Raw genomic sequence first — 20,734 nt, 5'->3', positions numbered from 1 at the left:
GCGGGCTTGCCCGCGAAAAACTCAAGAACGCCGCATTTCTTCAATATTTACGCGTTATCGTTAACGACCATCGCGAGCAAGCTCGCTCCCACAGAGGGTTCTCCGTTGAAATTCAAACTCGCCTTTATCTTGCTGGCCATCAGCGCCAGCGCATCCGCCGCGCCACCCACCCTCGCGCCACTGCTCGCCAGCATCGCCGAACGTCTGGCGATTGCCGACCAGGTAGCCTTGAGCAAATGGGATAGCCACAAGCCCGTCGAGGACCGTCCACGGGAGCAGGACGTGATCGCCAGCGTCGTCGCCCAGGCCCCAGGCTACAAACTGGCGCCGGCGCAGGCCGAGCTATTTTTCTCGGCACAGATTGAGGCGAACAAACTGGTGCAGTACGCCCACTTGTCCGATTGGCAGTTGCAGGGCAACGCGCCCAACGAGCCGCGTCCGGACTTGGTCGGGCAGATTCGCCCGCAACTGGATCAACTGCAAAAGCGCCTGCTGCAACAACTGGCAGACTTCACCCCCCAGCGTAGCGATCCACAATGCCCACAGTGGCTGGCAAAGGCTGTTCATCAACCCCTTGATCCATTACGGCAACTGGCAATGATCCGCGCCACCGCGCAATTGTGTATCTACAAAGGGTAAGTACCCGTAGCCGCTTCATGCAGCCTTTACAAAGTCGCACTATATTGGTGCGATACCCTGCACTCTTCCCACATGACCAGCCCATTTTGGTTCGAAACTTCCCGTCCAGGTTGGCAGAACGCTACAGTTTCGCGCCTTAAACCCTTATTTCAGGGCTTTAACGCTTCTTTTCGGAGCCTTGGTTTGGTTTTTGCATTTTCCTTGTATCAGCGCATGCCTCAAGCCTGCGCCTTGCTCCAAAAGAGGTCCTAATGACCATCAGCGACGCACTGCACCGTTTGCTACTCGATAACCTGACCACCGCGACCATCCTGCTCAACGACGAACTGCGCCTTGAGTACATGAACCCCGCGGCGGAGATGCTGCTGGCCATCAGCGGTCAGCGCAGCCATGGGCAGTTCATCAGCGAGTTGTTCACTGAGTCGGCTGAGGCCCTGAGCTCCTTGCGTCAGGCCGTGGAGCAGGCGCACCCGTTCACCAAGCGCGAAGCGATGCTCACCGCTCTCACCGGCCAGACCCTGACGGTCGACTACGCGGTTACACCCATCCTGAGCAACGGCACTACCTTGCTGCTGCTGGAAGTCCATCCTCGTGACCGCCTGCTGCGGATCACCAAGGAGGAGGCGCAACTGTCCAAGCAGGAAACCAGCAAAATGCTGGTGCGCGGCCTGGCCCACGAGATCAAAAACCCACTGGGCGGGATTCGCGGTGCCGCACAGTTGCTGGCCCGTGAGCTGCCGGACGAGAACCTCAAGGACTACACCAACGTCATCATCGAAGAGGCCGACCGTCTGCGTAACCTGGTGGACCGCATGCTCGGCTCCAACAAGCTACCGTCGCTTGCAATGACCAACATCCATGAAGTGCTGGAGCGTGTCTGCCATCTGGTAGAAGCTGAAAGCCAGGGCTGCATCACCTTAGTGCGCGACTATGACCCGAGTATTCCCGACGTCTTGATCGACCGCGAACAGATGATCCAGGCGGTGCTCAATATTGTGCGCAACGCCATGCAGGCCATCAGCAGCCAGAACGAACTGCGCCTGGGCCGCATCAGCCTGCGCACCCGCGCCCTGCGCCAGTTCACCATCGGCCATGTGCGCCATCGTCTGGTGACCAAGGTCGAGATCATCGACAACGGTCCAGGCATTCCTGCCGAATTGCAGGACACCATCTTCTTCCCCATGGTCAGCGGCCGCCCGGACGGTACCGGGCTGGGCCTGGCCATTACCCAGAACATCATCAGCCAGCACCAGGGCCTGATCGAATGTGAAAGCCATCCTGGCCACACCACGTTCTCGATCTTCCTGCCACTGGAACAAGGAGCCCCATCGACATGAGCCGTAGTGAAACTGTCTGGATCGTCGATGACGACCGTTCCATCCGCTGGGTCCTTGAGAAAGCCTTGCAACAGGAAGGCATGACCACCCAGAGCTTTGACAGCGCCGACGGGGTGATGAGCCGCCTGGCCCGCCAGCAGCCCGACGTGATCATCTCCGACATCCGCATGCCCGGCGCCAGTGGCCTGGACTTGCTGGCGCGGATTCGCGAGCAGCACCCGCGCTTGCCGGTAATCATCATGACCGCGCATTCGGACCTGGACAGTGCTGTCGCCTCCTATCAGGGCGGCGCCTTTGAATACCTGCCCAAGCCGTTTGACGTCGACGAAGCCGTCGCGCTGGTCAAGCGCGCCAACCAGCACGCCCAGGAACAGCAAGGCCAAGAGGTTGTGCCAACCCTGACCCGTACCCCGGAAATCATCGGTGAAGCGCCGGCGATGCAGGAAGTGTTTCGCGCCATCGGGCGCTTGAGCCATTCCAACATCACCGTGCTGATCAACGGCGAGTCCGGTACCGGTAAAGAACTGGTAGCCCACGCCCTACACCGTCACAGCCCACGGGCGGCTTCGCCGTTCATCGCCTTGAACATGGCGGCGATCCCGAAGGACTTGATGGAATCCGAGCTGTTCGGCCATGAAAAAGGCGCGTTCACCGGCGCGGCCAACCTGCGCCGTGGCCGTTTTGAACAGGCTGATGGCGGCACGCTGTTTCTCGATGAAATCGGCGACATGCCGGCCGACACCCAGACTCGCTTGCTGCGAGTATTGGCGGACGGCGAGTTCTATCGGGTCGGCGGGCATACGCCGGTCAAGGTCGATGTGCGGATCATCGCCGCGACTCACCAAAACCTGGAAACCCTGGTGCAGGCCGGGAAATTCCGTGAAGACTTGTTCCACCGCCTCAACGTGATCCGCATCCATATCCCACGGATGTCGGACCGCCGCGAAGACATCCCGACCCTGGCCCGCCACTTCCTCGCCCGCGCCGCGCAGGAGCTGGCAGTCGAGCCGAAGCTGCTGAAGACCGAAACCGAGGAATACCTGAAGAACCTGCCATGGCCGGGCAACGTGCGCCAGCTGGAAAACACCTGCCGCTGGATCACGGTGATGGCGTCCGGGCGCGAAGTGCACATCAGCGACCTGCCGCCAGAACTGCTGAGCCTACCGCAGGATTCGGCACCCGTGACCAACTGGGAGCAGGCGCTGCGCCAATGGGCTGACCAGGCGCTGGCACGCGGCCAGTCGAACCTGCTGGACAGTGCCGTGCCAGCCTTTGAGCGGATCATGATCGAAACCGCCCTCAAGCATACTGCCGGCCGCCGTCGCGACGCCGCCGTATTGCTGGGTTGGGGCCGCAATACCTTGACCCGCAAGATCAAGGAACTGGGGATGAAGGTCGATGGTGGGGATGATGACGAGGGTGACGAGGGCTGATTTCCGCCCTCAACCACACCGAAGATCCAGGGCGGGCCGGGCTTACCCGTGATCAAAACGTGCACTGCTTCAATGCACCACGATCCAGCACCGCGCACAAACCCCTGGCGTTAAACGCCTGCACTGCTTAAAAACTCTTAAGCGCTGAAAACGCCAAAGCCCCGTAACCCGGGGCTTTTCGCTTCTTGCTGAAATTTTTTGGCACACCTGAACAACGTTGGCACGCCCCCTGCAATACCTCTATCACTACCCAGTTTCGGGGACCTTGGTACAGGCAGGCCGAGAATCCCCTTCTTTACATCCGGGGTGCTTGATGCGATCCGCGTCGCACTTCAAACCGTTTTGGGAGCCCTGGTACAGGCAGGCCGGGAACTCCCTCTTTTATTGCTCTTGGAGATGGATCTTGAGCCGCCAGCGGCCATCGACCTTCTCTCCCGACCATTCCCCGCGCAACGGCCGAGCCGCCACCAGGTTCAGCAGCAAGCCACCGTCGGTCTTGCGTACCCGCCAGTTCACATCCTTGTCGCTGACCTTCAGTTGTCCGCCCTGAGCCTTGCCCAGCGCGTCGAACAACAGCGCCACGGTGCCATCAATGTGCTCGCCATGGAGCTTGGGTTCGCTGTTGAACCACACCAGCAGGCCATCGGCCGTCGGCTCCACCTGTTGCAGCTCAACAGGGTCGGCAGTGGTCAAACGACCAATCATCAAACCCACCATCAACCCGACAATCGCCAACGAGCCCAAAACCCGTGGCAATAGCTTCGGCCTGGGATCTTCTTCAGGGGTAGAATGCAGCGCATCTTTGCCTTCGGAGCCGTGCATGTTTCACGTCATCCTTTTTCAACCAGAAATTCCGCCGAATACCGGCAACGTTATCAGGCTGTGCGCCAACAGTGGCTGCCACCTGCATTTGATCGAGCCCCTGGGCTTTGACATGGACGACAAGCGCCTGCGTCGGGCGGGCCTGGACTACCACGAGTACGCCACCCTGCAACGCCACGCAGACCTCGCCAGCTGCCTGGAAAGCCTGAACTATCCACGACTATTCGCCTTCACCACCAAAGGCTCGCGGCCATTTCATGATGCCAGCTTTGCCGAAGGCGATGCCTTCCTGTTCGGCCCGGAAAGCCGGGGCCTGCCGGCGGACGTGCTCGACGCCCTGCCCGATGGACATCGCCTGCGTCTGCCGATGCGTGAAGGCTGCCGCAGCCTGAACCTGTCAAACACCGTAGCCATCGCCGTCTACGAAGGTTGGCGGCAGTTGGGCTTCAAATAAAAAAAGCGCCGGCAACGGCGCTTTTTTTGGCTACATCGACGTCTTACTGAACCGTCGGCGAGCCTTCCTGTTGCATGCGCTGCAGCTCTTGCGCATACAGGGCATCGAAGTTCACCGGAGCCAGCATCAACGCCGGGAACGAGCCACGGGTGACCAGGCTGTCCAGGGTTTCGCGGGCATACGGGAACAGGATGTTCGGGCAGAACGCGCCCAGGGTGTGGCTCATGGAGGCTTCGTCCAGGCCCTGGATCAGGAAGATACCGGCCTGTTGCACTTCAGCGATGAAAGCGACTTCTTCGCCATTCTTGACGGTGACCGACAGGGTCAGTACGACTTCGTGGAAGTCGCCTTCCAGTGCCTTTTGACGGGTGTTCAGATCCAGGCCGACGCTTGGCGTCCACTCCTGGCGGAAGATCGCCGGGCTTTTGGGCGCTTCGAATGACAAGTCACGCACATAGATGCGCTGCAGGGAAAATTGTGGGCCTTGAGCCTCTTCTGCTGCCGCTTCGGTGTTCTGTTGGTCAGTCATCGCAGATCCTTCTTGATCTTGGGGTCTTTTAGGGTTTAGGAGTCAGACGTGAAGCAGCGCATCCAATTTACCAGCGCTCTCCAGGGCGAACAGGTCGTCGCATCCACCGATGTGCCGGGCGCCGATCCAGATTTGCGGCACGGACGTGCGTCCCGCTTTCTGGACCATTTCGGCGCGCACCTGTGGCTTGCCATCGACCTTGATCTCTTCGAAGGCAACGCCCTTCTTTTCCAGCAAGGCCTTGGCCCGCATGCAGTAAGGGCACCAATCGCTGGAATACACGACAACCTGGCTCATATCACTTCACCAATGGCAGGTTATCGGCGCGCCAGCTGGAGATACCGCCCGACAGCTTGGCGGCGGTGAGACCGGATTTCAGCATCTCGCGGGCGTGACCACCGGAGTGCTGGCCCTGGGCGTCGACCAGGATGATGGTCTTGTCCTTGTGCTTTTGCAGTTCGCCGAGGCGTGCAATCAGCTTGTCCTGGGGAATGTTCAGCGCGCCAACAATGTGACCGGCGGCGAAATCCTTGGCCGGACGAATGTCGACCACAACGCCCTCATCCTTGTTGACCAGCGCGGTCAGCTCAGCAGTACTGAGGCTGCGGCCACCGCGGCTCATTTCGTGAGCGATCAGCAGCGCCAGCAATATGACGAAGGCACCGACGAGCAAATAGTGGGAAGTGGCGAATGCAATCAGGTGATCAACCATCAAGGAGGTTCCAGGGCGTTAAAATGGCGGTAAGTATACACAGCCACCATGGCCGGCCAACCCCCGTAAAGCGGTGACGTCACCGGAACTTCGCTTTAAACTGCCACTCCCTTTTCAATTGCCTTCCTTTAATACCGCCGCGAGAGGATCTATGACTACCACGCCTAAACCTTTGGTCCTGATAATTCTCGATGGCTTCGGACACAGTGAAAGCCACCACGACAACGCCGTGTACTCGGCCAAAAAGCCTGTACTGGACCGTCTGAGCGCCACGGTGCCGAACGGCCTGATCTCGGGTTCGGGCATGGATGTAGGCCTGCCGGACGGTCAAATGGGCAATTCGGAAGTCGGCCATATGAACCTGGGCGCCGGACGAGTGGTATACCAAGACTTCACCCGAGTGACCAAATCCATCCGCGACGGTGAGTTCTTCGAGAACCCGACCATCTGCGCAGCGGTGGATAAAGCCGTCGCTGCCGGTAAAGCCGTGCATTTCATGGGCCTGCTGTCGGACGGTGGCGTACACAGTCATCAGGACCACCTCATCGCCATGGCCGAACTGGCCTTCAAGCGTGGCGCCGAAAAGATCTACCTGCACGCCTTCCTCGACGGCCGCGATACCCCACCGAAAAGCGCGCAATCGTCCATCGAACTGCTGGACGAAGCCTTCAAGACCCTCGGCAAGGGTCGTATCGCCAGTCTGGTAGGCCGTTACTTTGCCATGGACCGTGATAACCGCTGGGATCGCGTCTCCCAGGCTTACAACCTGATTGTCGACGGCAACGCCGAGTTCAACGCCGCCACCGCCCAGAAAGGCCTGGAAGCCGCCTACGCCCGTGGCGAGAGCGACGAGTTCGTCAAGGCCACCACCATCGGTGAGCCGGTCAAAGTGGAAGACGGCGACGCCGTAGTGTTCATGAACTTCCGCGCCGACCGCGCCCGCGAGCTGAGCCATGTGTTTGTCGATGACCACTTCAAGGACTTCGAGCGCGCCCGCCAGCCAAAAGCCCACTTTGTCATGCTGACCCAATACGCCGCCAACATCCCGGCCCCGTCGGCCTTTGCCCCGGGCAGCCTGGAAAACGTGCTGGGTGATTACCTGGCGAAAAACGGCAAGACCCAACTGCGTATCGCCGAAACCGAGAAATACGCCCACGTGACCTTCTTCTTCTCCGGCGGTCGCGAAGAACCGTTCCCGGGCGAAGAACGCATCCTGATCCCGTCGCCAAAAGTCGCCACCTACGACTTGCAGCCGGAAATGAGCGCACCAGAAGTCACCGACAAGATCGTCGATGCCATCGAGCACCAGCGTTATGACGTGATCGTCGTCAACTACGCCAACGGCGACATGGTCGGCCACAGCGGCAACCTGGAAGCGGCAGTCAAAGCAGTGGAATGCCTGGACCTGTGCGTGGGCCGCATCGTCGACGCACTGGAAAAAGTCGGCGGCGAAGCGCTGATCACTGCCGACCACGGCAACTGCGAGCAAATGTCCGACGAATCCACCGGCCAGGCACATACCGCCCACACCACCGAGCCAGTACCGTTCATCTACGTCGGCAAGCGCGACCTGAAAGTACGTGAAGGCGGCGTGTTGGCAGACGTGGCACCGACCATGCTGATGTTGATGGGGTTGGAGAAGCCGAAAGAGATGACTGGCACTTCGATATTGGTTTAACCGCAAAACCGACCGATGAAACAGCCATAAACGGCTTTTTATGACGAACGCCTCAAAGCAGTTGGCTTTGAGGCGTTTTTTTTGCAGCGCTTGGCGGGCATACTAGGCCGTCCCTTTCCCTGGTGTCGCCCGCCTCTATGCTTCGCGCCTTGATTACCCTTGCTCTTGTCTGCCTGCTCCAACCGGCCTTTGCCGACGAGCGCGCGCAAACCCAACAACAGTTGGACGCCACGCGTCAGGACATTACTGAGCTGAAGAAACTCCTCGGCAAACTCCAGGAAGAAAAATCCGGCGTGCAGAAAGACCTGCGCGGTACGGAAACAGAGATGGGCAATCTGGAGAAGCAGGTCCAGGAGTTGCAAAAGGAACTAAAGAAGAGCGAGTCGGAACTGGAGCGGCTCGACGGTGAGAAAAAAAAACTCCAGAGCGCCCGCGTTGAACAGCAACACCTGATCGCTATCCAGGCCCGCGCCGCCTACCAGAACGGCCGCCAGGAATACCTCAAGATGCTGCTCAACCAGCAAAACCCGGAAAAATTCGCCCGCACCCTCACTTACTATGACTATCTGAGCAAGGCCCGCCTGGAGCAGTTGCAAAGCTTCAACGAGACCCTGCGCCAGTTGGCCAATGTCGAGCAGGAAATAGCCCAGCAACAGACGCAATTGCTGGAGCAGAAAAGCAGCCTCGACACCCAGCGCGATGAGCTGGACAAGGTCCGCAAGGAGCGCCAGCAAGCGCTGGCCAAGCTCAACAATGACGTGAAGGCCCGCGATGCCAAGCTACAGGCCCGTCAGCAAGACCAGGCCGACCTGGGTAAAGTACTGAAAACCATCGAGGAAACCCTGGCACGCCAGGCTCGTGAGGCTGAAGAGGCGCGGCAAAAAGCGCTGATCGCCCAGCAGGAAGCAGAAAAAAAGCGCCAGCGTGAGGCCGAGGCGGTCGCCACCGACGCCCCGCGTAAATCAGCGCGCGCAGCCCCTGGACCACTGGTTTCCAGCACAGGCGAATCCTTTGGCGGACCTTTTGCTTCAGCTCGCGGCAAACTTCCATGGCCAGTTGATGGTCGATTGCTTGCACGCTTTGGTCAAACCCGTGGCGATGACACCCGCACCAAGTGGGATGGCGTGATGATCAGCGCCTCCGCCGGCAGCCAGGTGCACGCCGTTCACGGTGGCCGCGTGGTGTTTGCCGATTGGCTGCGCGGCGCCGGTTTGCTGGTGATTCTTGACCACGGCAATGGCTATTTGAGCCTTTACGGCCACAATCAGACTTTGCTCAAAGCGGCAGGTGATGTTGTAAAAGCCGGTGAATCCATCTCCACTGTCGGTAACAGTGGTGGCCAGGATACCCCGGCGCTGTACTTCGCTATTCGTCAGCAGGGTCGCCCGAGCGACCCTGCACAATGGTGTCGCGCCCAAGGATAAGGGCCGTACCTACATTAGGAGTTCGTTCGACATGCTGCATTTGTCCCGCCTCACTTCGCTGGCCCTGACGATCGCTCTGGTGATCGGCGCGCCTCTGGCATTCGCCGACCAGACCGCTCAGACAGCCACGGCCGCGACCACCAAGGCACCGTTGCCGCTGGACGAATTGCGCACCTTTGCCGAGGTCATGGACCGGATCAAGGCAGCCTACGTCGAACCCGTGGACGACAAGACCCTGCTGGAAAATGCCATCAAGGGCATGCTCAGCAACCTCGACCCGCACTCCGCCTACCTGGGCCCGGAAGACTTTGCCGAGCTGCAGGAAAGCACCAGCGGCGAATTCGGTGGCCTGGGGATTGAAGTGGGCGCCGAGGACGGCGTCATCAAGGTGGTCTCGCCCATCGACGATACTCCCGCTTCCAAGGCCGGGATCCAGGCCGGCGACCTGATCGTCAAAATCAACGGCCAGCCGACCCGTGGCCAGACCATGACCGAAGCTGTCGACAAAATGCGCGGCAAGATCGGCCAGAAAATCACCCTGACCCTGGTGCGCGACGGCGGCAACCCGTTTGACGTGACCCTGGTGCGGGCGACCATCACGGTCAAGAGCGTGAAGAGCCAGTTGCTGGAATCGGGTTACGGTTACATCCGCATCACCCAGTTCCAGGTCAAGACCGGCGACGAAGTGGCCACGGCCCTGGCGAAGATGCGCAAGGACAACGGCAAGAAACTCAGCGGCATCGTCCTCGACCTGCGCAACAACCCAGGCGGCGTGCTGCAGTCGGCAGTGGAAGTGGTCGACCACTTCATCACCAAGGGCCTGATCGTCTACACCAAGGGCCGCATCGCCAACTCCGAACTGCGCTTCTCGGCCACCGGTAATGACCTGAGCGAAGGCGTGCCGATGGTGGTGCTGATCAACGGTGGCAGCGCCTCGGCTTCGGAAATCGTCGCCGGTGCCCTGCAAGACCAGAAACGCGGTGTACTGATGGGCACCACCAGCTTTGGCAAGGGTTCGGTACAAACCGTGCTGCCGCTGAACAACGAGCGTGCACTGAAGATCACCACGGCGCTGTACTACACGCCGAACGGGCGCTCGATCCAGGCCCAGGGCATCGTGCCGGACATCGAAGTGCGCAGGGCCAAGATCACCAACGAGCAGGACAGCGAGTACTTCAAGGAAGCCGACTTGCAGGGCCACCTGGGCAATGGCAACGGCGGTGCCGACCAGCCAACCGGCAGCGGCACCAAAGCCAAACCGATGCCTCAGGACGATGACTATCAGTTGGCCCAGGCCTTGAGCCTGCTCAAGGGCTTGAGCATCACCCGCAGCCGTTGATATGCGCTGTGGACTGATCATCGCTCTGCTGTGCTGTGTGGCGGGGGTTGCCCAAGGCAACCCTGCCGTTACACCCTCCCCCCACAAAGCCTACCTGACCTTGATCATCGACGACCTGGGCCAGAACCTGCCGCGGGATCGGCGCGTGCTGGCGCTGCCCGGCCCGGTTACCACGGCGATCATGCCCGATACACCCCATGCTGCCGAATTCGCCCGCGAAGCCCACCGTGCCGGCAAGATCGTCATCCTGCACATGCCCATGGACCCCGCCACCGGTCCCTTCGCCTGGCATCCGGAGTTGCCCATCGAAGAGCTGGGCAAGCGCCTGGACGCTGCCTTCAAGGCCGTGCCCTACACCGCCGGCATCAACAACCACATGGGCAGCCGCATGACCGCGCAACCTGAAGCCATGGCCTGGCTGATGGGTGAGTTGCAGCGCCGTCACAAATTCTTCGTCGACAGCCGCACCAGTGCCAAGACCGTGGCAGCCGCCGAGGCGCAGAAGATCGGCCTGGCCAGCGTTTCGCGGGACGTATTCCTTGATGACGAGCGCACCGAAGCGGCGATTACTACGCAACTGCAGACCGCCATCAAGCTGGCTCATAAACAGGGATCTGCCGTGATGATCGGCCACCCCTACCCGCAAACCCTGGCGGTGCTTGAGCGCGAACTGCCCAAGCTCAAGGCCCAGGGCATCGAGTGGATTGATATCAAATTGATGATCAGTGTGCGCAGCAATAAGGCCATGGCCGGGCACGGGAAGGATGGGGCTTACCGCTAGAGATACCGCGCCATGATCTCATCCACCACGCCGTCCTTGCGTAGCTGATCAAGCGCTGCCTGCAACTTGGCCACCACCTCATCAGACACGTCCTTGTTCAGTGCCAGGAATAGCTCGGCACTGTTGAAGCGCAGCACGGTCTTGAGCCCGGTAATCCCGACCTGCCGCGCCAGGTAACGCCCGGCCGGATCGCCGGTGGCCCACAGGTCGATCTGGCCATCGCTCAGTTTTTGCGCGTTGTCCTGGTCACGCAGCACAATCACCGGTTTGAGCCCCTGTTTTTCCAGGGTCTCGGCAATGGCATCGCCCTTGTAGGCGCCGATCCTGTAGCCCTGGGCCTGCTCAAGGTCAGTCAGCTGAATCTTGCTGTCGGCCCTGGCCAGCAGCACCCAATCGTCTGGGCCGATGGGGCCAACCCACTTGAATAGCGCCTCGCGATCCGGCAGGCGCGCCATCACAAACACGCCGTAACCCGGTTTTTCCAGGGTGAGCTTGTAGATTCGCTCCCAAGGGAAGCGCAGGGTCAGGTTGTAGGGAATACCGGCACGCTTGAAGGTCTCGCGGACGATGTCCACGGCAATACCTTCGATGTTCTCGTCCTTGGCGAAGTTCTTGCCGTTTTTCGCCATGTTGTAGGGCGGGAAATTTTCCGTCAGCAGCACCAGGGAGGCGTCAGGCCGCTCTGCGGCTTGGGCCGAACCTGCCAACAAAATCGAGATGCTGGCAAGGGCAAGAAGAAGGTCTTTGAACATGAAGAGTTACCGAAATCCATGGCAAGCCCAAGAGTGCCGCGAGCCTGCCATGGTGTCCAGTGACGTTTAGCGAACGACGATGCCGCGTGCGGCCATGTAGGCCTTGGCCTCGGGCACCGTGTATTCGCCAAAGTGGAAAATACTCGCCGCCAGTACCGCGCTGGCGTGGCCTTCGATAACGCCGTCGGCCAGGTGCTGCAGGTTGCCGACACCGCCCGACGCGATCACCGGAATGCCCAGGGCATCACTGATGGCGCGGGTCACGCCCAGGTCGAAGCCGTTTTTCATGCCGTCCTGGTCCATGCTGGTCAGCAGGATTTCACCGGCGCCCAGGGCTTCCATCTTCATCGCCCACTCCACCGCGTCCAGCCCGGTAGGTTTGCGACCGCCGTGTGTGAAGATTTCCCAGCGCGGGGGTTCGCCAGGGCCTGAGACTTTTTTGGCGTCGATGGCAACGACGATACATTGCGAGCCAAAGTGCTGCGCCGCTTCGCCGACAAACTCCGGATTGAACACCGCTGCAGTGTTGATCGAGACCTTGTCGGCACCCGCATTGAGCAAGTTGCGGATGTCCTGCACGGTGCGCACACCGCCGCCGACAGTCAGCGGGATAAACACCTGGCTGGCCATGCGCTCGACGGTATGCAGCGTAGTGTCGCGACCATCGACGCTGGCGGTGATGTCGAGAAAGGTAATCTCGTCGGCGCCCTGTTCGTCGTAGCGACGGGCGATTTCCACCGGGTCGCCAGCGTCACGGATGTTCTCGAACTTGACGCCCTTGACCACCCGACCGTTGTCGACGTCCAGGCAAGGGATGATGCGTTTGGCCAGCGCCATGGTCAGTCCTCAGCCTTTGTAGGAATCGCAGAAAGCCTGGGCTTCGGCGACGTCCAAAGTACCTTCATAAATCGCGCGGCCCGTGATAGCGCCGATAATTCCTGGCGCCTTGGCGTCCAGCAGCGACTTGATATCGCCCAGGTTGTGGATACCGCCGGAAGCAATCACCGGGATCTTCGTTGCTGCGGCCAACGCGGCGGTAAACGGCACGTTGCATCCCTGCATCATGCCGTCTTTGGCGATGTCGGTATAAACGATGGCAGACACGCCGTCGGCTTCAAAGCGCTTGGCCAGGTCAATGACCTGCACAGTACTGATTTCAGCCCAGCCGTCGGTGGCGACAAAGCCGTCCTTGGCGTCCAGGCCGACAATGATCTTGCCCGGGAACGCGCGGCAAGCCTCAGCGACAAACGCCGGGTCTTTCACGGCCTTGGTGCCGATGATCACGTAGCTGACGCCCGCTTTCACATAATGCTCGATGGTTTCCAGGGAGCGGATACCGCCACCGATCTGGATCGGCAGGTTCGGGTAGCGCTTGGCGATGGCAGTGACCACTTCGCCGTTGACCGGGCGGCCTTCAAAGGCGCCATTCAAGTCCACTAGGTGCAGACGGCGGCAACCGCCTTCCACCCACTTGGCAGCCATGCTCACCGGGTCATCGGAGAACACCGTGGAATCTTCCATGCGGCCCTGGCGCAGACGTACGCAGGCGCCGTCCTTGAGATCGATAGCGGGAATAATCAGCATCTGGCAAACCTTATTCGATATTCAGCATTGCTCGGAAAATCAGGGTTTTTCGAGCGCCCACAAGTCGCTTTCGATGCTTTCGAACCTTTCTTTAAGGTGCGTCTGCACATCGAAAATCGCCCTGTTGTAATAGTGCGGAGCAATTTCAGTGGTGAACAGCTCGAGGATTTCCGCCACCTCGAACGAGCCAAGCTTGAGCTCGAAGCGCTCCTCCATGAAACGCTTGATCTTGTCCGTGGCCTCACTCTCCTGCTGGGGAGTGAGGTTGAGGATCGGCGGCTTGGCCTTCTTGGCCATTACCAGCGCCCGTCCCAGGCAGCGAAGTTCTGCAGCAACTGCAGGCCATGGGTATGGCTCTTCTCCGGGTGGAACTGCACGGCAAAGCGCGAACCATCGGCCAGGGCCGCGGCGAAGTCGACGCCGTAGTGTCCGCCACCTACCACATGGCGCGGGTTACCGGCGGCGATGTAGTAGCTGTGGACGAAGTAGAAGCGCGCAAGGTCAGGGACGTTGTGCCACAGCGGGTGATCCACGGTCTGGCGAACTTCATTCCAGCCCATGTGCGGGACTTTCAGATGCTCGCCGTCTTCATGCAGGTCTTTGCCGAAGAACTTCACCTGCCCAGGGAACAGGCCGATGCAGTCGACGCCGTTGTTCTCTTCACTGCTGTCGAGCAAGGCTTGCATGCCCACGCAGATACCAAGAAACGGACGGTCCTGGCTGACTTCGCGCACCAGAGCGTCGAAGCCCAGGCGGCGAATCTCGGCCATGCAGTCGCGAATCGCGCCGACACCGGGAAACACCACCCGGTCGGCTTCGCGAATCACCTCGGCATCGCTGGTGATCAGCACCTTGCCAGCGCCTACGTGCTCAAGAGCCTTGGCCACCGAGTGCAGGTTACCCATGCCGTAATCGATAACCGCGACCGTCTGCATTACAGGACGCCCTTGGTCGACGGCATTTGTCCGGCCATGCGCTCATCCAGCTCCACGGCCATGCGCAGGGCACGACCGAAGGCCTTGAACACGGTCTCGATCTGGTGGTGGGTGTTGGTGCCACGCAGGTTGTCGATGTGCAGGCTGACGTTGGCGTGGTTGACGAAGCCCTGGAAAAATTCCTGGAACAGGTCAACGTCAAAACCGCCGACGGTGGCGCGGGTATACGGCACGTGCATCTGCAGGCCTGGGCGGCCGGAGAAGTCGATAACCACCCGCGACAGCGCTTCATCCAGCGGCACATAGGCGTGACCGTAGCGACGGATGCCTTTCTTGTCGCCGATGGCTTTGCTGAAGGCCTGACCCAGGGTGATACCGACATCCTCCACGGTGTGGTGGTCGTCGATATGCAGGTCGCCCTTGCTTACGATATCCAGGTCGATCAGCCCGTGACGGGCGATTTGGTCCAGCATGTGCTCAAGAAAAGGAACACCGATATCAAATCGGGCCTTTCCGGTGCCATCCAGGTTGATCGAGGCTTTGATCTGGGTTTCCAGAGTGTCGCGCTCGACTGACGCCTTACGTTCGGCCATCACCAGCTCCGCAAAATCATTGGGCGAAAAAGGCAGCCAGTATAGGGGCGCGGGCGCTAAACAGAAACATCGGAGGGGATAAGACTGACGAGTTGAAGCGAAGGGTGTCGGGGATAGACATGTCAGTACAAGCGGGCGCTCCAGGATGGTGCGCCCGCTTGACGATCAGCTTAGTGGAACAGTACCGCCGTCTTCTGCAGGGTCACCCAAACACCCCACGCCAACGGAATACCTACCGCGAGCCAGGCAGCCACAGCCAACGGCACGCTGCCGGAAGAGGCTTTCCATTCCAGCACGGTGCTGGAATCGGCGCCCTTGTCATGGCCCAGTGCCTGTTCGGCGGCCAGTTCAGCGTCGGTCATGAAGTACTTGTCTGCCACCGGACGTACCAGCATGTTGCAGACAAAGCCCAACACCAGCAGGCCGGCGAGGATGTACAAGGTGATGTCATAGGCCGCGGCGCGCTCCACGCCGATGCTCAACTGATACTCACGCAGGTAGTTGACCAGCACCGGACCCAACACGCCCGCTGCCGCCCACGCCGTCAGCAGACGGCCATGGATCGCACCGACCATTTGCGTACCGAACAGGTCCGCCAGGTAGGCCGGGACGGTGGCGAAACCGCCGCCGTACATCGACAGGATGATGCAGAACGCTGCGACGAACAGCGCCACGTTGCCCAGATGGCCCAGGTTCGGGATCAATGCATACAGGGCAAAGCCCAGGGCGAAGAACACAAAGTAGGTGTTTTTACGGCCCAGGTAGTCGGAGAACGACGCCCAGAAGAACCGGCCACCAATGTTGAACAGGCTCAGCAGACCCGTGAAACCGGCAGCGATGGCAGCAATGGAAGCCAGTTGCCCTGCATCCAGTTGGCCGAACGCCAGGTCATTACCCAGCAACTTGCCACCAAACACTTCCTGCAGCAGCGGCGAAGCCATGCCAAGGATGCCGATGCCAGCGGACACGTTCAGGCACAGCACCAGCCACACCAGACAAAATTGCGGAGTTTTCCAGGCCACGTTCACGTGCACGTGACGGTGGGTGATCATCGCATTGCTGGTTTTTTTCGCAGGTGCCGTCCAGCCTTCAGGCTTCCAGCCGGTGGGTGGAACGCGGTAGGACAAGGCGCCACCGATCATGAACACGAAATAGATCGCAGCCATCACCAGGAAGCTCTGCCAAACGCCAACGCTGGTCGGGGAGCCGAAGTGGCCCATCAGGGCTGCCGCCAACGGAGCACCCACCATCGCGCCGCCGCCGAAGCCCATGATCGCCATGCCGGTGGCCATGCCGCGCTTGTCCGGGAACCACTTGATCAGGGTCGAAACAGGCGAGATGTAGCCCAGGCCCAGGCCGATACCGCCAATGACCCCAGAGCCGATCCACATCAGCCATATCTGGTGGGTATAGATCCCCAACGCTGAGATCAGCAGGCCGCCACACCAGCACAGCGCCGACACGACGCCAGCCTTGCGCGGCCCGGCATGTTCCAGCCAGCCGCCCCAGATCGCTGCCGAGCAGCCCAGGAAGATGAAGAACAGGGTGTAGATCCAGCCCAACATGGAGATGGGCCAGTCACACTGGGAAGAGAAAATTTGCGCGATAAAACTCATGTCCGGCGTACAAGCGACCGGCGCGGTGACGCCCAGGGCTTTGGACAGCGGTAACCAAAACACCGAGAAGCCATAGGCCATACCGATGCACAAATGGATGGCCAGGGCGGCCGGTGGTACCAGCCAGCGGTTGAACCCCGGCTTGGCGATAATGCGTTCCTTGGACAGGAAAGCAGGCTGTGCGGCAATATGACCTGCCGCAGTGCTAGTGCTCATTGGTGTTTCCCCCAGTTATTAGTATGTGTCCGTCAGGCGCTCTCTCCCTCGGCCTTGCACGCAAAGCGTGGCCGTTTTGTTGAGTGAAGCTCCATTGACGCGCGACGTTAAGTCGCAGAAGGCGGACGAACGTGCGCAGATTAGCATCTGCGGATGACAGAAAAACCAAACTGACATCACCTTTTTTGGTCTGTCTGTTTTTTCTGACGCCAGGGTTCCGTTTGCCGCGCCTACGGGGGATCAGCAGGGGCCTCTAGATACAATGTAACGATCCGTGCACAGTCGCGGGCCTGCGGGCGTTATACTCTGCGGCTAAATTTTGAAATCGACATACAAGGACTCGCCCATGAAAGCGTTCGGCAAAATCCTGGGTCTGGTACTTCTCGGGCTGTTGCTGATCATTGTGGCTCTAGGCTTTGCCCTGACCCATCTCTTCGATCCCAACGACTACAAAGACGAGATTCGCCAGATTGCCCGCGACAAGGCCCACATCGAGCTGACGCTCAATGGCGATATCGGCTGGAGCCTGTTCCCCTGGCTGGGCCTTGAATTGCACGAAGCCAGCGTTGCGACCCTGAGCAACCCGACCCAACCGTTCGCCGACCTGCAGATGCTCGGCCTGTCGGTGCGGGTGCTGCCGCTGCTGCGCCGCGAAGTGCAGATGAGCGATGTGCGTGTCGAAGGCCTGAACCTGCGCCTCAACCGCGACAAGCAAGGCCACGGCAACTGGGAAGACATCGGCAAGGCCGCACCTGCCGCCAGCGCCGAAGCGCCAACTGCTGCGGTGCCGGCCACTGCGCCAACCCCGGAAAAACCGGCGCAACCGATCCGCCTGGACATCGACAGCCTGACGGTCAACAACGCCCGCATCGAATACAACGACGAACAAACCGGCAAGCAGTACAGCGCCGAAAGTATCCAGCTGAGCACCGGCGCCGTGCATGAAGGCACCAGCATCCCGGTCAAGCTCACCGCGTTTTTCGGCAGCAACCAGCCGGTCATGCGGGTCAAGAGCGAACTCCGCGGCGAACTGCGCTTTGATCGCGCCCTCAAGCGCTATCAGTTCGAAGACATGAAAGTCGCAGGCGAAGCCACCGGCGAGCCGCTGCAAGGCAAGACCATAACCTTCGCCACCCAGGGCCAGTTGCTGGTGGACATGTCGGCCAACATTGCCGAATGGACCAACCTCAAGTTCTCGGTTAACCAACTGCGCGCCCTTGGCGAACTGAAGGTCAACGACCTGGACAAGACCCCGCAGATCAGCGGCACCCTGTCGGTTGCCCAGTTTGACCTGGCGAAGTTCCTCGACAGCGTCGGCCAACCCCTGCCAGCCATGGCCGAGGGCAGCCTGAGCAAGGTCGAGCTGGTCAGCCGCCTCAAGGGCACGCCTACCAGCATGGCCCTGGAAGACCTGAGCCTGAAACTCGACGCCAGCACCTTCACCGGTCGCGTGGCCGTGAACGATTTCGCCAAGCAATCCCTTCGGGTACAACTCAAGGCCGACACCTTCAACGCCGACAACTACCTGCCGGCCAAGTCCGAGGCTGCCAACAGCGCAGCGGTCGCTCGCCAGGCTGAAGTGCAAAGCAGTGAAGCGGGCGCCATGGCCGCCGGCGGCACCACGCCGCTGCCGGACGCTCCGACCAAGGGCGCCTGGAGCACAGACAAACTGCTGCCGCTGACCCGCCTGCGCACCCTGGACGTGGATGCCGACCTGTCGTTCGGCCAACTGACCCTGAGCAAACTGCCGATCCAGAACGCCGCCCTGAAGGCCTCCGGCCAAGGCGGCCAGCTCAAGCTTGATACCTTGAGCGGTGGCCTCTATAACGGCACCTTCCAGGCCAACGGCAACCTCGATGTGCGTGAGGATGTACCGGTACTGGCGCTGCAAACCCACATCAAGCAAGTACCGGTTGAACGCATCCTGCAAAGCCAGGGGCAGAACCCGCCGGTCAAGGGCCAGATCACCCTCGACAGCAATCTCAGCGGTCGCGGCAACAGCCAGAAAGCGCTGATCGACAGCCTCAACGGCACCGCCAGCTTTGTGATCAACAATGGCGTGCTGCTTAACGCCAACCTTGAGCAACAGCTGTGCACCGGCATTGCCCTGCTCAACCGCAAAACCCTCACCAGCGAGCCACGGGGCAAGGACACGCCATTCCAGGAACTCAAGGGCAACCTGACGTTCCGTAACGGCGTCGCCAACAACCCGGACCTGAAAGTGCGCATCCCCGGCATGACCGTCAACGGCAACGGTGACGTCGACCTGCGGGTGCTGGGCATGGATTACCGCGTCGGCATCATCGTCGAAGGCGACAAGCGCGACATGCCGGACCCGGCCTGCCAGGTGGGTTCCAACTTCCAGGGCATCGAAGTTCCGTTACGCTGCCGTGGCCCGCTGGAACTGGGCGCCAAGGCCTGCCGCCTGGACAAGGACGGCCTGGGCCAGGTCGCCGTCAAGGCGGCGGGCAACAAGCTCAGCGAAAAGCTTGAAGAGAAGCTCGACAAGGTCAACCCGAAGCTCAAAGACGCGCTTAAAGGCCTGTTCAATCGATGAGAACCGAGCATTTTTCCACTGCGGTGCTGGATTGGTACGACCGCCACGGTCGCCATGACTTGCCCTGGCAACAGGGCATCACCCCTTACCGGGTGTGGGTCTCGGAAATCATGCTGCAGCAGACCCAGGTCAGCACCGTACTGAACTACTTCGACCGGTTCATGGCATCGCTGCCAACGGTCGAAGCCCTCGCCGCCGCGCCGGAAGACGAAGTGCTGCACCTGTGGACCGGGCTGGGTTACTACACCCGGGCCCGCAACCTGCAAAAGACCGCGAAAATCGTGGTTGCCGAATACGGCGGCGAGTTTCCCAAGAATGTCGAGAAACTCACCGAGCTGCCAGGCATCGGCCTGTCCACCGCAGGTGCCATTGCCAGCCTGAGCATGGGCCTGCGGGCGCCAATCCTGGATGGCAACGTCAAGCGGGTGCTGGCGCGCTTTACTGCCCAGGAGGGCTACCCAGGCGAGCCCAAGGTCGCCAAGCAGCTGTGGGCCACCGCCGAGCGCTTCACCCCTCACGACCGTGTCAACGCCTACACCCAGGCGATGATGGACATGGGTGCCACCCTCTGCACCCGCAGCAAACCCAGTTGCCTACTGTGCCCGCTGGAAAAAGGCTGCGAAGCCCACATGCTGGGCCTGGAGACACGCTACCCGATCCCCAAGCCGCGCAAGACCGTGCCACAAAAGCGCACACTGATGCCGCTGCTGGCCAACGGCGAAGGCGCGATCCTGCTTTACCGCCGCCCTTCAACGGGCTTGTGGGGCGGCCTCTGGAGCTTGCCGGAGCTCGATGACCTGAGCGACCTGGAACACCTGGCCAACCAGCACTCGCTGGCACTGGGCAGGCACCAGGAGCTGCCGAGCTTGATCCACACCTTCAGCCACTTCCAACTGGCTATCGAACCCTGGCTGGTCCAGGTCGAGGAATCCGCTCATCACGTGGCCGAGGCCGACTGGCTCTGGTATAACCTCGCCACCCCGCCGCGCCTGGGCCTTGCCGCCCCGGTGAAAAAACTGCTGAAGCGCGCGGCTGAAGTATTGAACGCAGGAGTTTCGTCATGACCCGCACCATCATCTGCCGCAAGTACCACGAAGAACTGCCCGCCCTGGAACGCGCCCCGTTCCCCGGCGCCAAGGGCCAGGACATCTACGATCACGTCTCCGCCAAAGCCTGGGCCGACTGGCAAAAGCACCAGACCCTGCTGATCAACGAAAAACGCCTGAACATGATGAACGCCGAAGACCGCAAATACCTTCAGGGCGAGATGGACAAGTTCTTTTCCGGCGAGGATTACGCCAAGGCCGACGGCTACGTACCACCTGCTGAATAA

22 protein-coding genes are annotated in these 20,734 nt (G+C 60.6%); 11 read left to right on the top strand and 11 right to left on the bottom strand.

All coding sequences use genetic code 11. From position 1 onward, the window contains the following. The first annotated feature begins 105 nt into the window (after positions 1-105). From ACZRJ6_RS18405 to ntrC, 3 genes are all read left to right on the top strand, one after another. Positions 106-639, top strand: coding sequence for a chorismate mutase (locus tag ACZRJ6_RS18405; protein ID WP_463968983.1), 534 nt, complete (start codon positions 106-108; stop codon positions 637-639). A 251-nt stretch (positions 640-890) separates the two neighbouring features. After that, the gene (gene glnL, locus ACZRJ6_RS18400) at positions 891-1,976 is read left to right on the top strand and encodes a nitrogen regulation protein NR(II) (protein WP_463968982.1); all 1,086 of its coding nucleotides are present in this window, start codon (positions 891-893) and stop codon (positions 1,974-1,976) included. Beyond that, a complete protein-coding gene (ntrC, locus tag ACZRJ6_RS18395; protein WP_463968981.1) occupies positions 1,973-3,409 on the top strand; it encodes a nitrogen regulation protein NR(I) in 1,437 nt (478 codons plus the stop codon). The genes glnL and ntrC overlap by 4 nt, the downstream gene beginning before the upstream one ends. Before the next feature lie 381 nt (positions 3,410-3,790). Here ntrC and ACZRJ6_RS18390 read toward each other — a convergent pair whose 3' ends face one another. Continuing rightward, positions 3,791-4,231 carry a hypothetical protein gene (locus tag ACZRJ6_RS18390; RefSeq protein WP_149411308.1) on the bottom strand — a complete coding sequence of 147 codons (441 nt, stop codon included), beginning with the start codon at positions 4,229-4,231 and terminating at the stop codon, positions 3,791-3,793. On the opposite strand from ACZRJ6_RS18390, the gene ACZRJ6_RS18385 reads away from it, so the two are divergent. Continuing rightward, positions 4,230-4,685 (top strand): tRNA (cytidine(34)-2'-O)-methyltransferase, encoded by a 456-nt coding sequence (locus ACZRJ6_RS18385; protein ID WP_463968980.1) that lies wholly within the window; start codon positions 4,230-4,232, stop codon positions 4,683-4,685. The two genes, ACZRJ6_RS18390 and ACZRJ6_RS18385, sit on opposite strands and share 2 nt — an antisense overlap. Before the next feature lie 43 nt (positions 4,686-4,728). On the opposite strand, the gene secB is transcribed toward ACZRJ6_RS18385, so the two are convergent. Genes secB through ACZRJ6_RS18370 form a run of 3 tightly spaced genes read right to left on the bottom strand, consistent with a single transcriptional unit; the run spans position 4,729 to position 5,926 of the window. Further along, on the bottom strand, positions 4,729-5,214 hold the full coding sequence (gene secB, locus ACZRJ6_RS18380; RefSeq protein ID WP_133101259.1) for a protein-export chaperone SecB: 486 nt from the start codon (positions 5,212-5,214) through the stop codon (positions 4,729-4,731). A 42-nt stretch (positions 5,215-5,256) separates the two neighbouring features. After that, positions 5,257-5,511: a glutaredoxin 3 gene (gene grxC / locus ACZRJ6_RS18375; protein WP_133101258.1), complete on the bottom strand. Its 255-nt coding sequence runs from the start codon at positions 5,509-5,511 to the stop codon at positions 5,257-5,259. 1 nt (position 5,512) lies between these two features. Continuing rightward, a complete protein-coding gene (locus tag ACZRJ6_RS18370) occupies positions 5,513-5,926 on the bottom strand; it encodes a rhodanese-like domain-containing protein (RefSeq protein WP_149411310.1) in 414 nt (137 codons plus the stop codon). Positions 5,927-6,077: 151 nt separating this feature from the next. Here ACZRJ6_RS18370 and gpmI point away from each other — a divergent pair, with 151 nt between their 5' ends. The 4 genes from gpmI to ACZRJ6_RS18350 all read left to right on the top strand — a co-directional run bounded on the left by gpmI (position 6,078) and on the right by ACZRJ6_RS18350 (position 11,148). Then, a complete protein-coding gene (gene gpmI / locus ACZRJ6_RS18365; RefSeq protein WP_463968979.1) occupies positions 6,078-7,604 on the top strand; it encodes a 2,3-bisphosphoglycerate-independent phosphoglycerate mutase in 1,527 nt (508 codons plus the stop codon). A 137-nt stretch (positions 7,605-7,741) separates the two neighbouring features. Next, a complete protein-coding gene (locus ACZRJ6_RS18360) occupies positions 7,742-9,028 on the top strand; it encodes a murein hydrolase activator EnvC family protein (RefSeq protein WP_463968978.1) in 1,287 nt (428 codons plus the stop codon). 31 nt (positions 9,029-9,059) lie between these two features. After that, on the top strand, positions 9,060-10,367 hold the full coding sequence (locus ACZRJ6_RS18355; protein ID WP_463968977.1) for a S41 family peptidase: 1,308 nt from the start codon (positions 9,060-9,062) through the stop codon (positions 10,365-10,367). 1 nt (position 10,368) lies between these two features. Then, positions 10,369-11,148, top strand: coding sequence for a divergent polysaccharide deacetylase family protein (locus ACZRJ6_RS18350; RefSeq protein WP_463968976.1), 780 nt, complete (start codon positions 10,369-10,371; stop codon positions 11,146-11,148). Here the strand turns inward: ACZRJ6_RS18350 and ACZRJ6_RS18345 are convergent. The 7 genes from ACZRJ6_RS18345 to ACZRJ6_RS18315 form a co-directional block, all read right to left on the bottom strand. Then, positions 11,145-11,900: a substrate-binding periplasmic protein gene (locus ACZRJ6_RS18345; protein WP_463968975.1), complete on the bottom strand. Its 756-nt coding sequence runs from the start codon at positions 11,898-11,900 to the stop codon at positions 11,145-11,147. The genes ACZRJ6_RS18350 and ACZRJ6_RS18345 overlap by 4 nt on opposite strands. A 66-nt stretch (positions 11,901-11,966) precedes the next feature. After that, positions 11,967-12,737 (bottom strand): imidazole glycerol phosphate synthase subunit HisF, encoded by a 771-nt coding sequence (gene hisF, locus ACZRJ6_RS18340; protein WP_133101251.1) that lies wholly within the window; start codon positions 12,735-12,737, stop codon positions 11,967-11,969. A gap of 9 nt (positions 12,738-12,746) precedes the next feature. Further along, positions 12,747-13,484, bottom strand: a complete 738-nt coding sequence (gene hisA, locus ACZRJ6_RS18335; protein ID WP_463968974.1) for a 1-(5-phosphoribosyl)-5-[(5-phosphoribosylamino)methylideneamino]imidazole-4-carboxamide isomerase — start codon at positions 13,482-13,484, stop codon at positions 12,747-12,749. A gap of 39 nt (positions 13,485-13,523) precedes the next feature. Continuing rightward, positions 13,524-13,781 (bottom strand): DUF2164 domain-containing protein, encoded by a 258-nt coding sequence (locus ACZRJ6_RS18330; RefSeq protein ID WP_463968973.1) that lies wholly within the window; start codon positions 13,779-13,781, stop codon positions 13,524-13,526. Continuing rightward, positions 13,781-14,419, bottom strand: a complete 639-nt coding sequence (gene hisH, locus ACZRJ6_RS18325; protein ID WP_463968972.1) for an imidazole glycerol phosphate synthase subunit HisH — start codon at positions 14,417-14,419, stop codon at positions 13,781-13,783. The genes ACZRJ6_RS18330 and hisH overlap by 1 nt, the downstream gene beginning before the upstream one ends. Then, the gene (gene hisB / locus ACZRJ6_RS18320; RefSeq protein ID WP_133101248.1) at positions 14,419-15,012 is read right to left on the bottom strand and encodes an imidazoleglycerol-phosphate dehydratase HisB; all 594 of its coding nucleotides are present in this window, start codon (positions 15,010-15,012) and stop codon (positions 14,419-14,421) included. Before hisB ends, hisH begins: the two co-directional genes overlap by 1 nt. Before the next feature lie 170 nt (positions 15,013-15,182). Beyond that, the gene (locus ACZRJ6_RS18315; RefSeq protein WP_463968971.1) at positions 15,183-16,844 is read right to left on the bottom strand and encodes an OFA family MFS transporter; all 1,662 of its coding nucleotides are present in this window, start codon (positions 16,842-16,844) and stop codon (positions 15,183-15,185) included. A 346-nt stretch (positions 16,845-17,190) separates the two neighbouring features. Between ACZRJ6_RS18315 and ACZRJ6_RS18310 the strand changes: the two genes are divergently transcribed. The 3 genes from ACZRJ6_RS18310 to ACZRJ6_RS18300 are packed head-to-tail and all read left to right on the top strand — an operon-like array spanning position 17,191 to position 20,734. Continuing rightward, a complete protein-coding gene (locus tag ACZRJ6_RS18310; protein ID WP_463968970.1) occupies positions 17,191-19,401 on the top strand; it encodes an AsmA family protein in 2,211 nt (736 codons plus the stop codon). Beyond that, positions 19,398-20,465 (top strand): A/G-specific adenine glycosylase, encoded by a 1,068-nt coding sequence (mutY, locus tag ACZRJ6_RS18305; RefSeq protein WP_463968969.1) that lies wholly within the window; start codon positions 19,398-19,400, stop codon positions 20,463-20,465. The genes ACZRJ6_RS18310 and mutY overlap by 4 nt, the downstream gene beginning before the upstream one ends. Next, entirely contained in the window at positions 20,462-20,734 is a 273-nt protein-coding gene (locus ACZRJ6_RS18300) for an oxidative damage protection protein (RefSeq protein ID WP_133101244.1), read from the top strand. The genes mutY and ACZRJ6_RS18300 overlap by 4 nt, the downstream gene beginning before the upstream one ends.

The sequence above is a fragment of the Pseudomonas sp. C321 genome, from assembly GCF_055407105.1.
Note: the sequence above shows the minus strand (reverse complement) of the source record. Positions and strands in the feature narration are given on the sequence as shown.

Bases quoted from the DNA above. Each gene is read 5' to 3' on its own strand.
- ACZRJ6_RS18360 (WP_463968978.1), top strand. From the start codon at position 7,742: ATGCTTCGCGCCTTGATTACCCTTGCTCTTGTCTGCCTGCTCCAACCG.
- ACZRJ6_RS18385 (WP_463968980.1), top strand. From the start codon at position 4,230: ATGTTTCACGTCATCCTTTTTCAACCAGAAATTCCGCCGAATACCGGC.
- ACZRJ6_RS18370 (WP_149411310.1), bottom strand. From the start codon at position 5,926: ATGGTTGATCACCTGATTGCATTCGCCACTTCCCACTATTTGCTCGTC.
- glnL (WP_463968982.1), top strand. From the start codon at position 891: ATGACCATCAGCGACGCACTGCACCGTTTGCTACTCGATAACCTGACC.
- hisB (WP_133101248.1), bottom strand. From the start codon at position 15,012: ATGGCCGAACGTAAGGCGTCAGTCGAGCGCGACACTCTGGAAACCCAG.
- hisF (WP_133101251.1), bottom strand. From the start codon at position 12,737: ATGGCGCTGGCCAAACGCATCATCCCTTGCCTGGACGTCGACAACGGT.
- gpmI (WP_463968979.1), top strand. From the start codon at position 6,078: ATGACTACCACGCCTAAACCTTTGGTCCTGATAATTCTCGATGGCTTC.
- ACZRJ6_RS18350 (WP_463968976.1), top strand. From the start codon at position 10,369: ATGCGCTGTGGACTGATCATCGCTCTGCTGTGCTGTGTGGCGGGGGTT.
- ACZRJ6_RS18355 (WP_463968977.1), top strand. From the start codon at position 9,060: ATGCTGCATTTGTCCCGCCTCACTTCGCTGGCCCTGACGATCGCTCTG.
- secB (WP_133101259.1), bottom strand. From the start codon at position 5,214: ATGACTGACCAACAGAACACCGAAGCGGCAGCAGAAGAGGCTCAAGGC.
- ACZRJ6_RS18390 (WP_149411308.1), bottom strand. From the start codon at position 4,231: ATGCACGGCTCCGAAGGCAAAGATGCGCTGCATTCTACCCCTGAAGAA.
- ACZRJ6_RS18345 (WP_463968975.1), bottom strand. From the start codon at position 11,900: ATGTTCAAAGACCTTCTTCTTGCCCTTGCCAGCATCTCGATTTTGTTG.
- ACZRJ6_RS18330 (WP_463968973.1), bottom strand. From the start codon at position 13,781: ATGGCCAAGAAGGCCAAGCCGCCGATCCTCAACCTCACTCCCCAGCAG.
- hisH (WP_463968972.1), bottom strand. From the start codon at position 14,419: ATGCAGACGGTCGCGGTTATCGATTACGGCATGGGTAACCTGCACTCG.
- hisA (WP_463968974.1), bottom strand. From the start codon at position 13,484: ATGCTGATTATTCCCGCTATCGATCTCAAGGACGGCGCCTGCGTACGT.
- grxC (WP_133101258.1), bottom strand. From the start codon at position 5,511: ATGAGCCAGGTTGTCGTGTATTCCAGCGATTGGTGCCCTTACTGCATG.
- mutY (WP_463968969.1), top strand. From the start codon at position 19,398: ATGAGAACCGAGCATTTTTCCACTGCGGTGCTGGATTGGTACGACCGC.
- ACZRJ6_RS18300 (WP_133101244.1), top strand. From the start codon at position 20,462: ATGACCCGCACCATCATCTGCCGCAAGTACCACGAAGAACTGCCCGCC.
- ACZRJ6_RS18310 (WP_463968970.1), top strand. From the start codon at position 17,191: ATGAAAGCGTTCGGCAAAATCCTGGGTCTGGTACTTCTCGGGCTGTTG.
- ACZRJ6_RS18315 (WP_463968971.1), bottom strand. From the start codon at position 16,844: ATGAGCACTAGCACTGCGGCAGGTCATATTGCCGCACAGCCTGCTTTC.
- ntrC (WP_463968981.1), top strand. From the start codon at position 1,973: ATGAGCCGTAGTGAAACTGTCTGGATCGTCGATGACGACCGTTCCATC.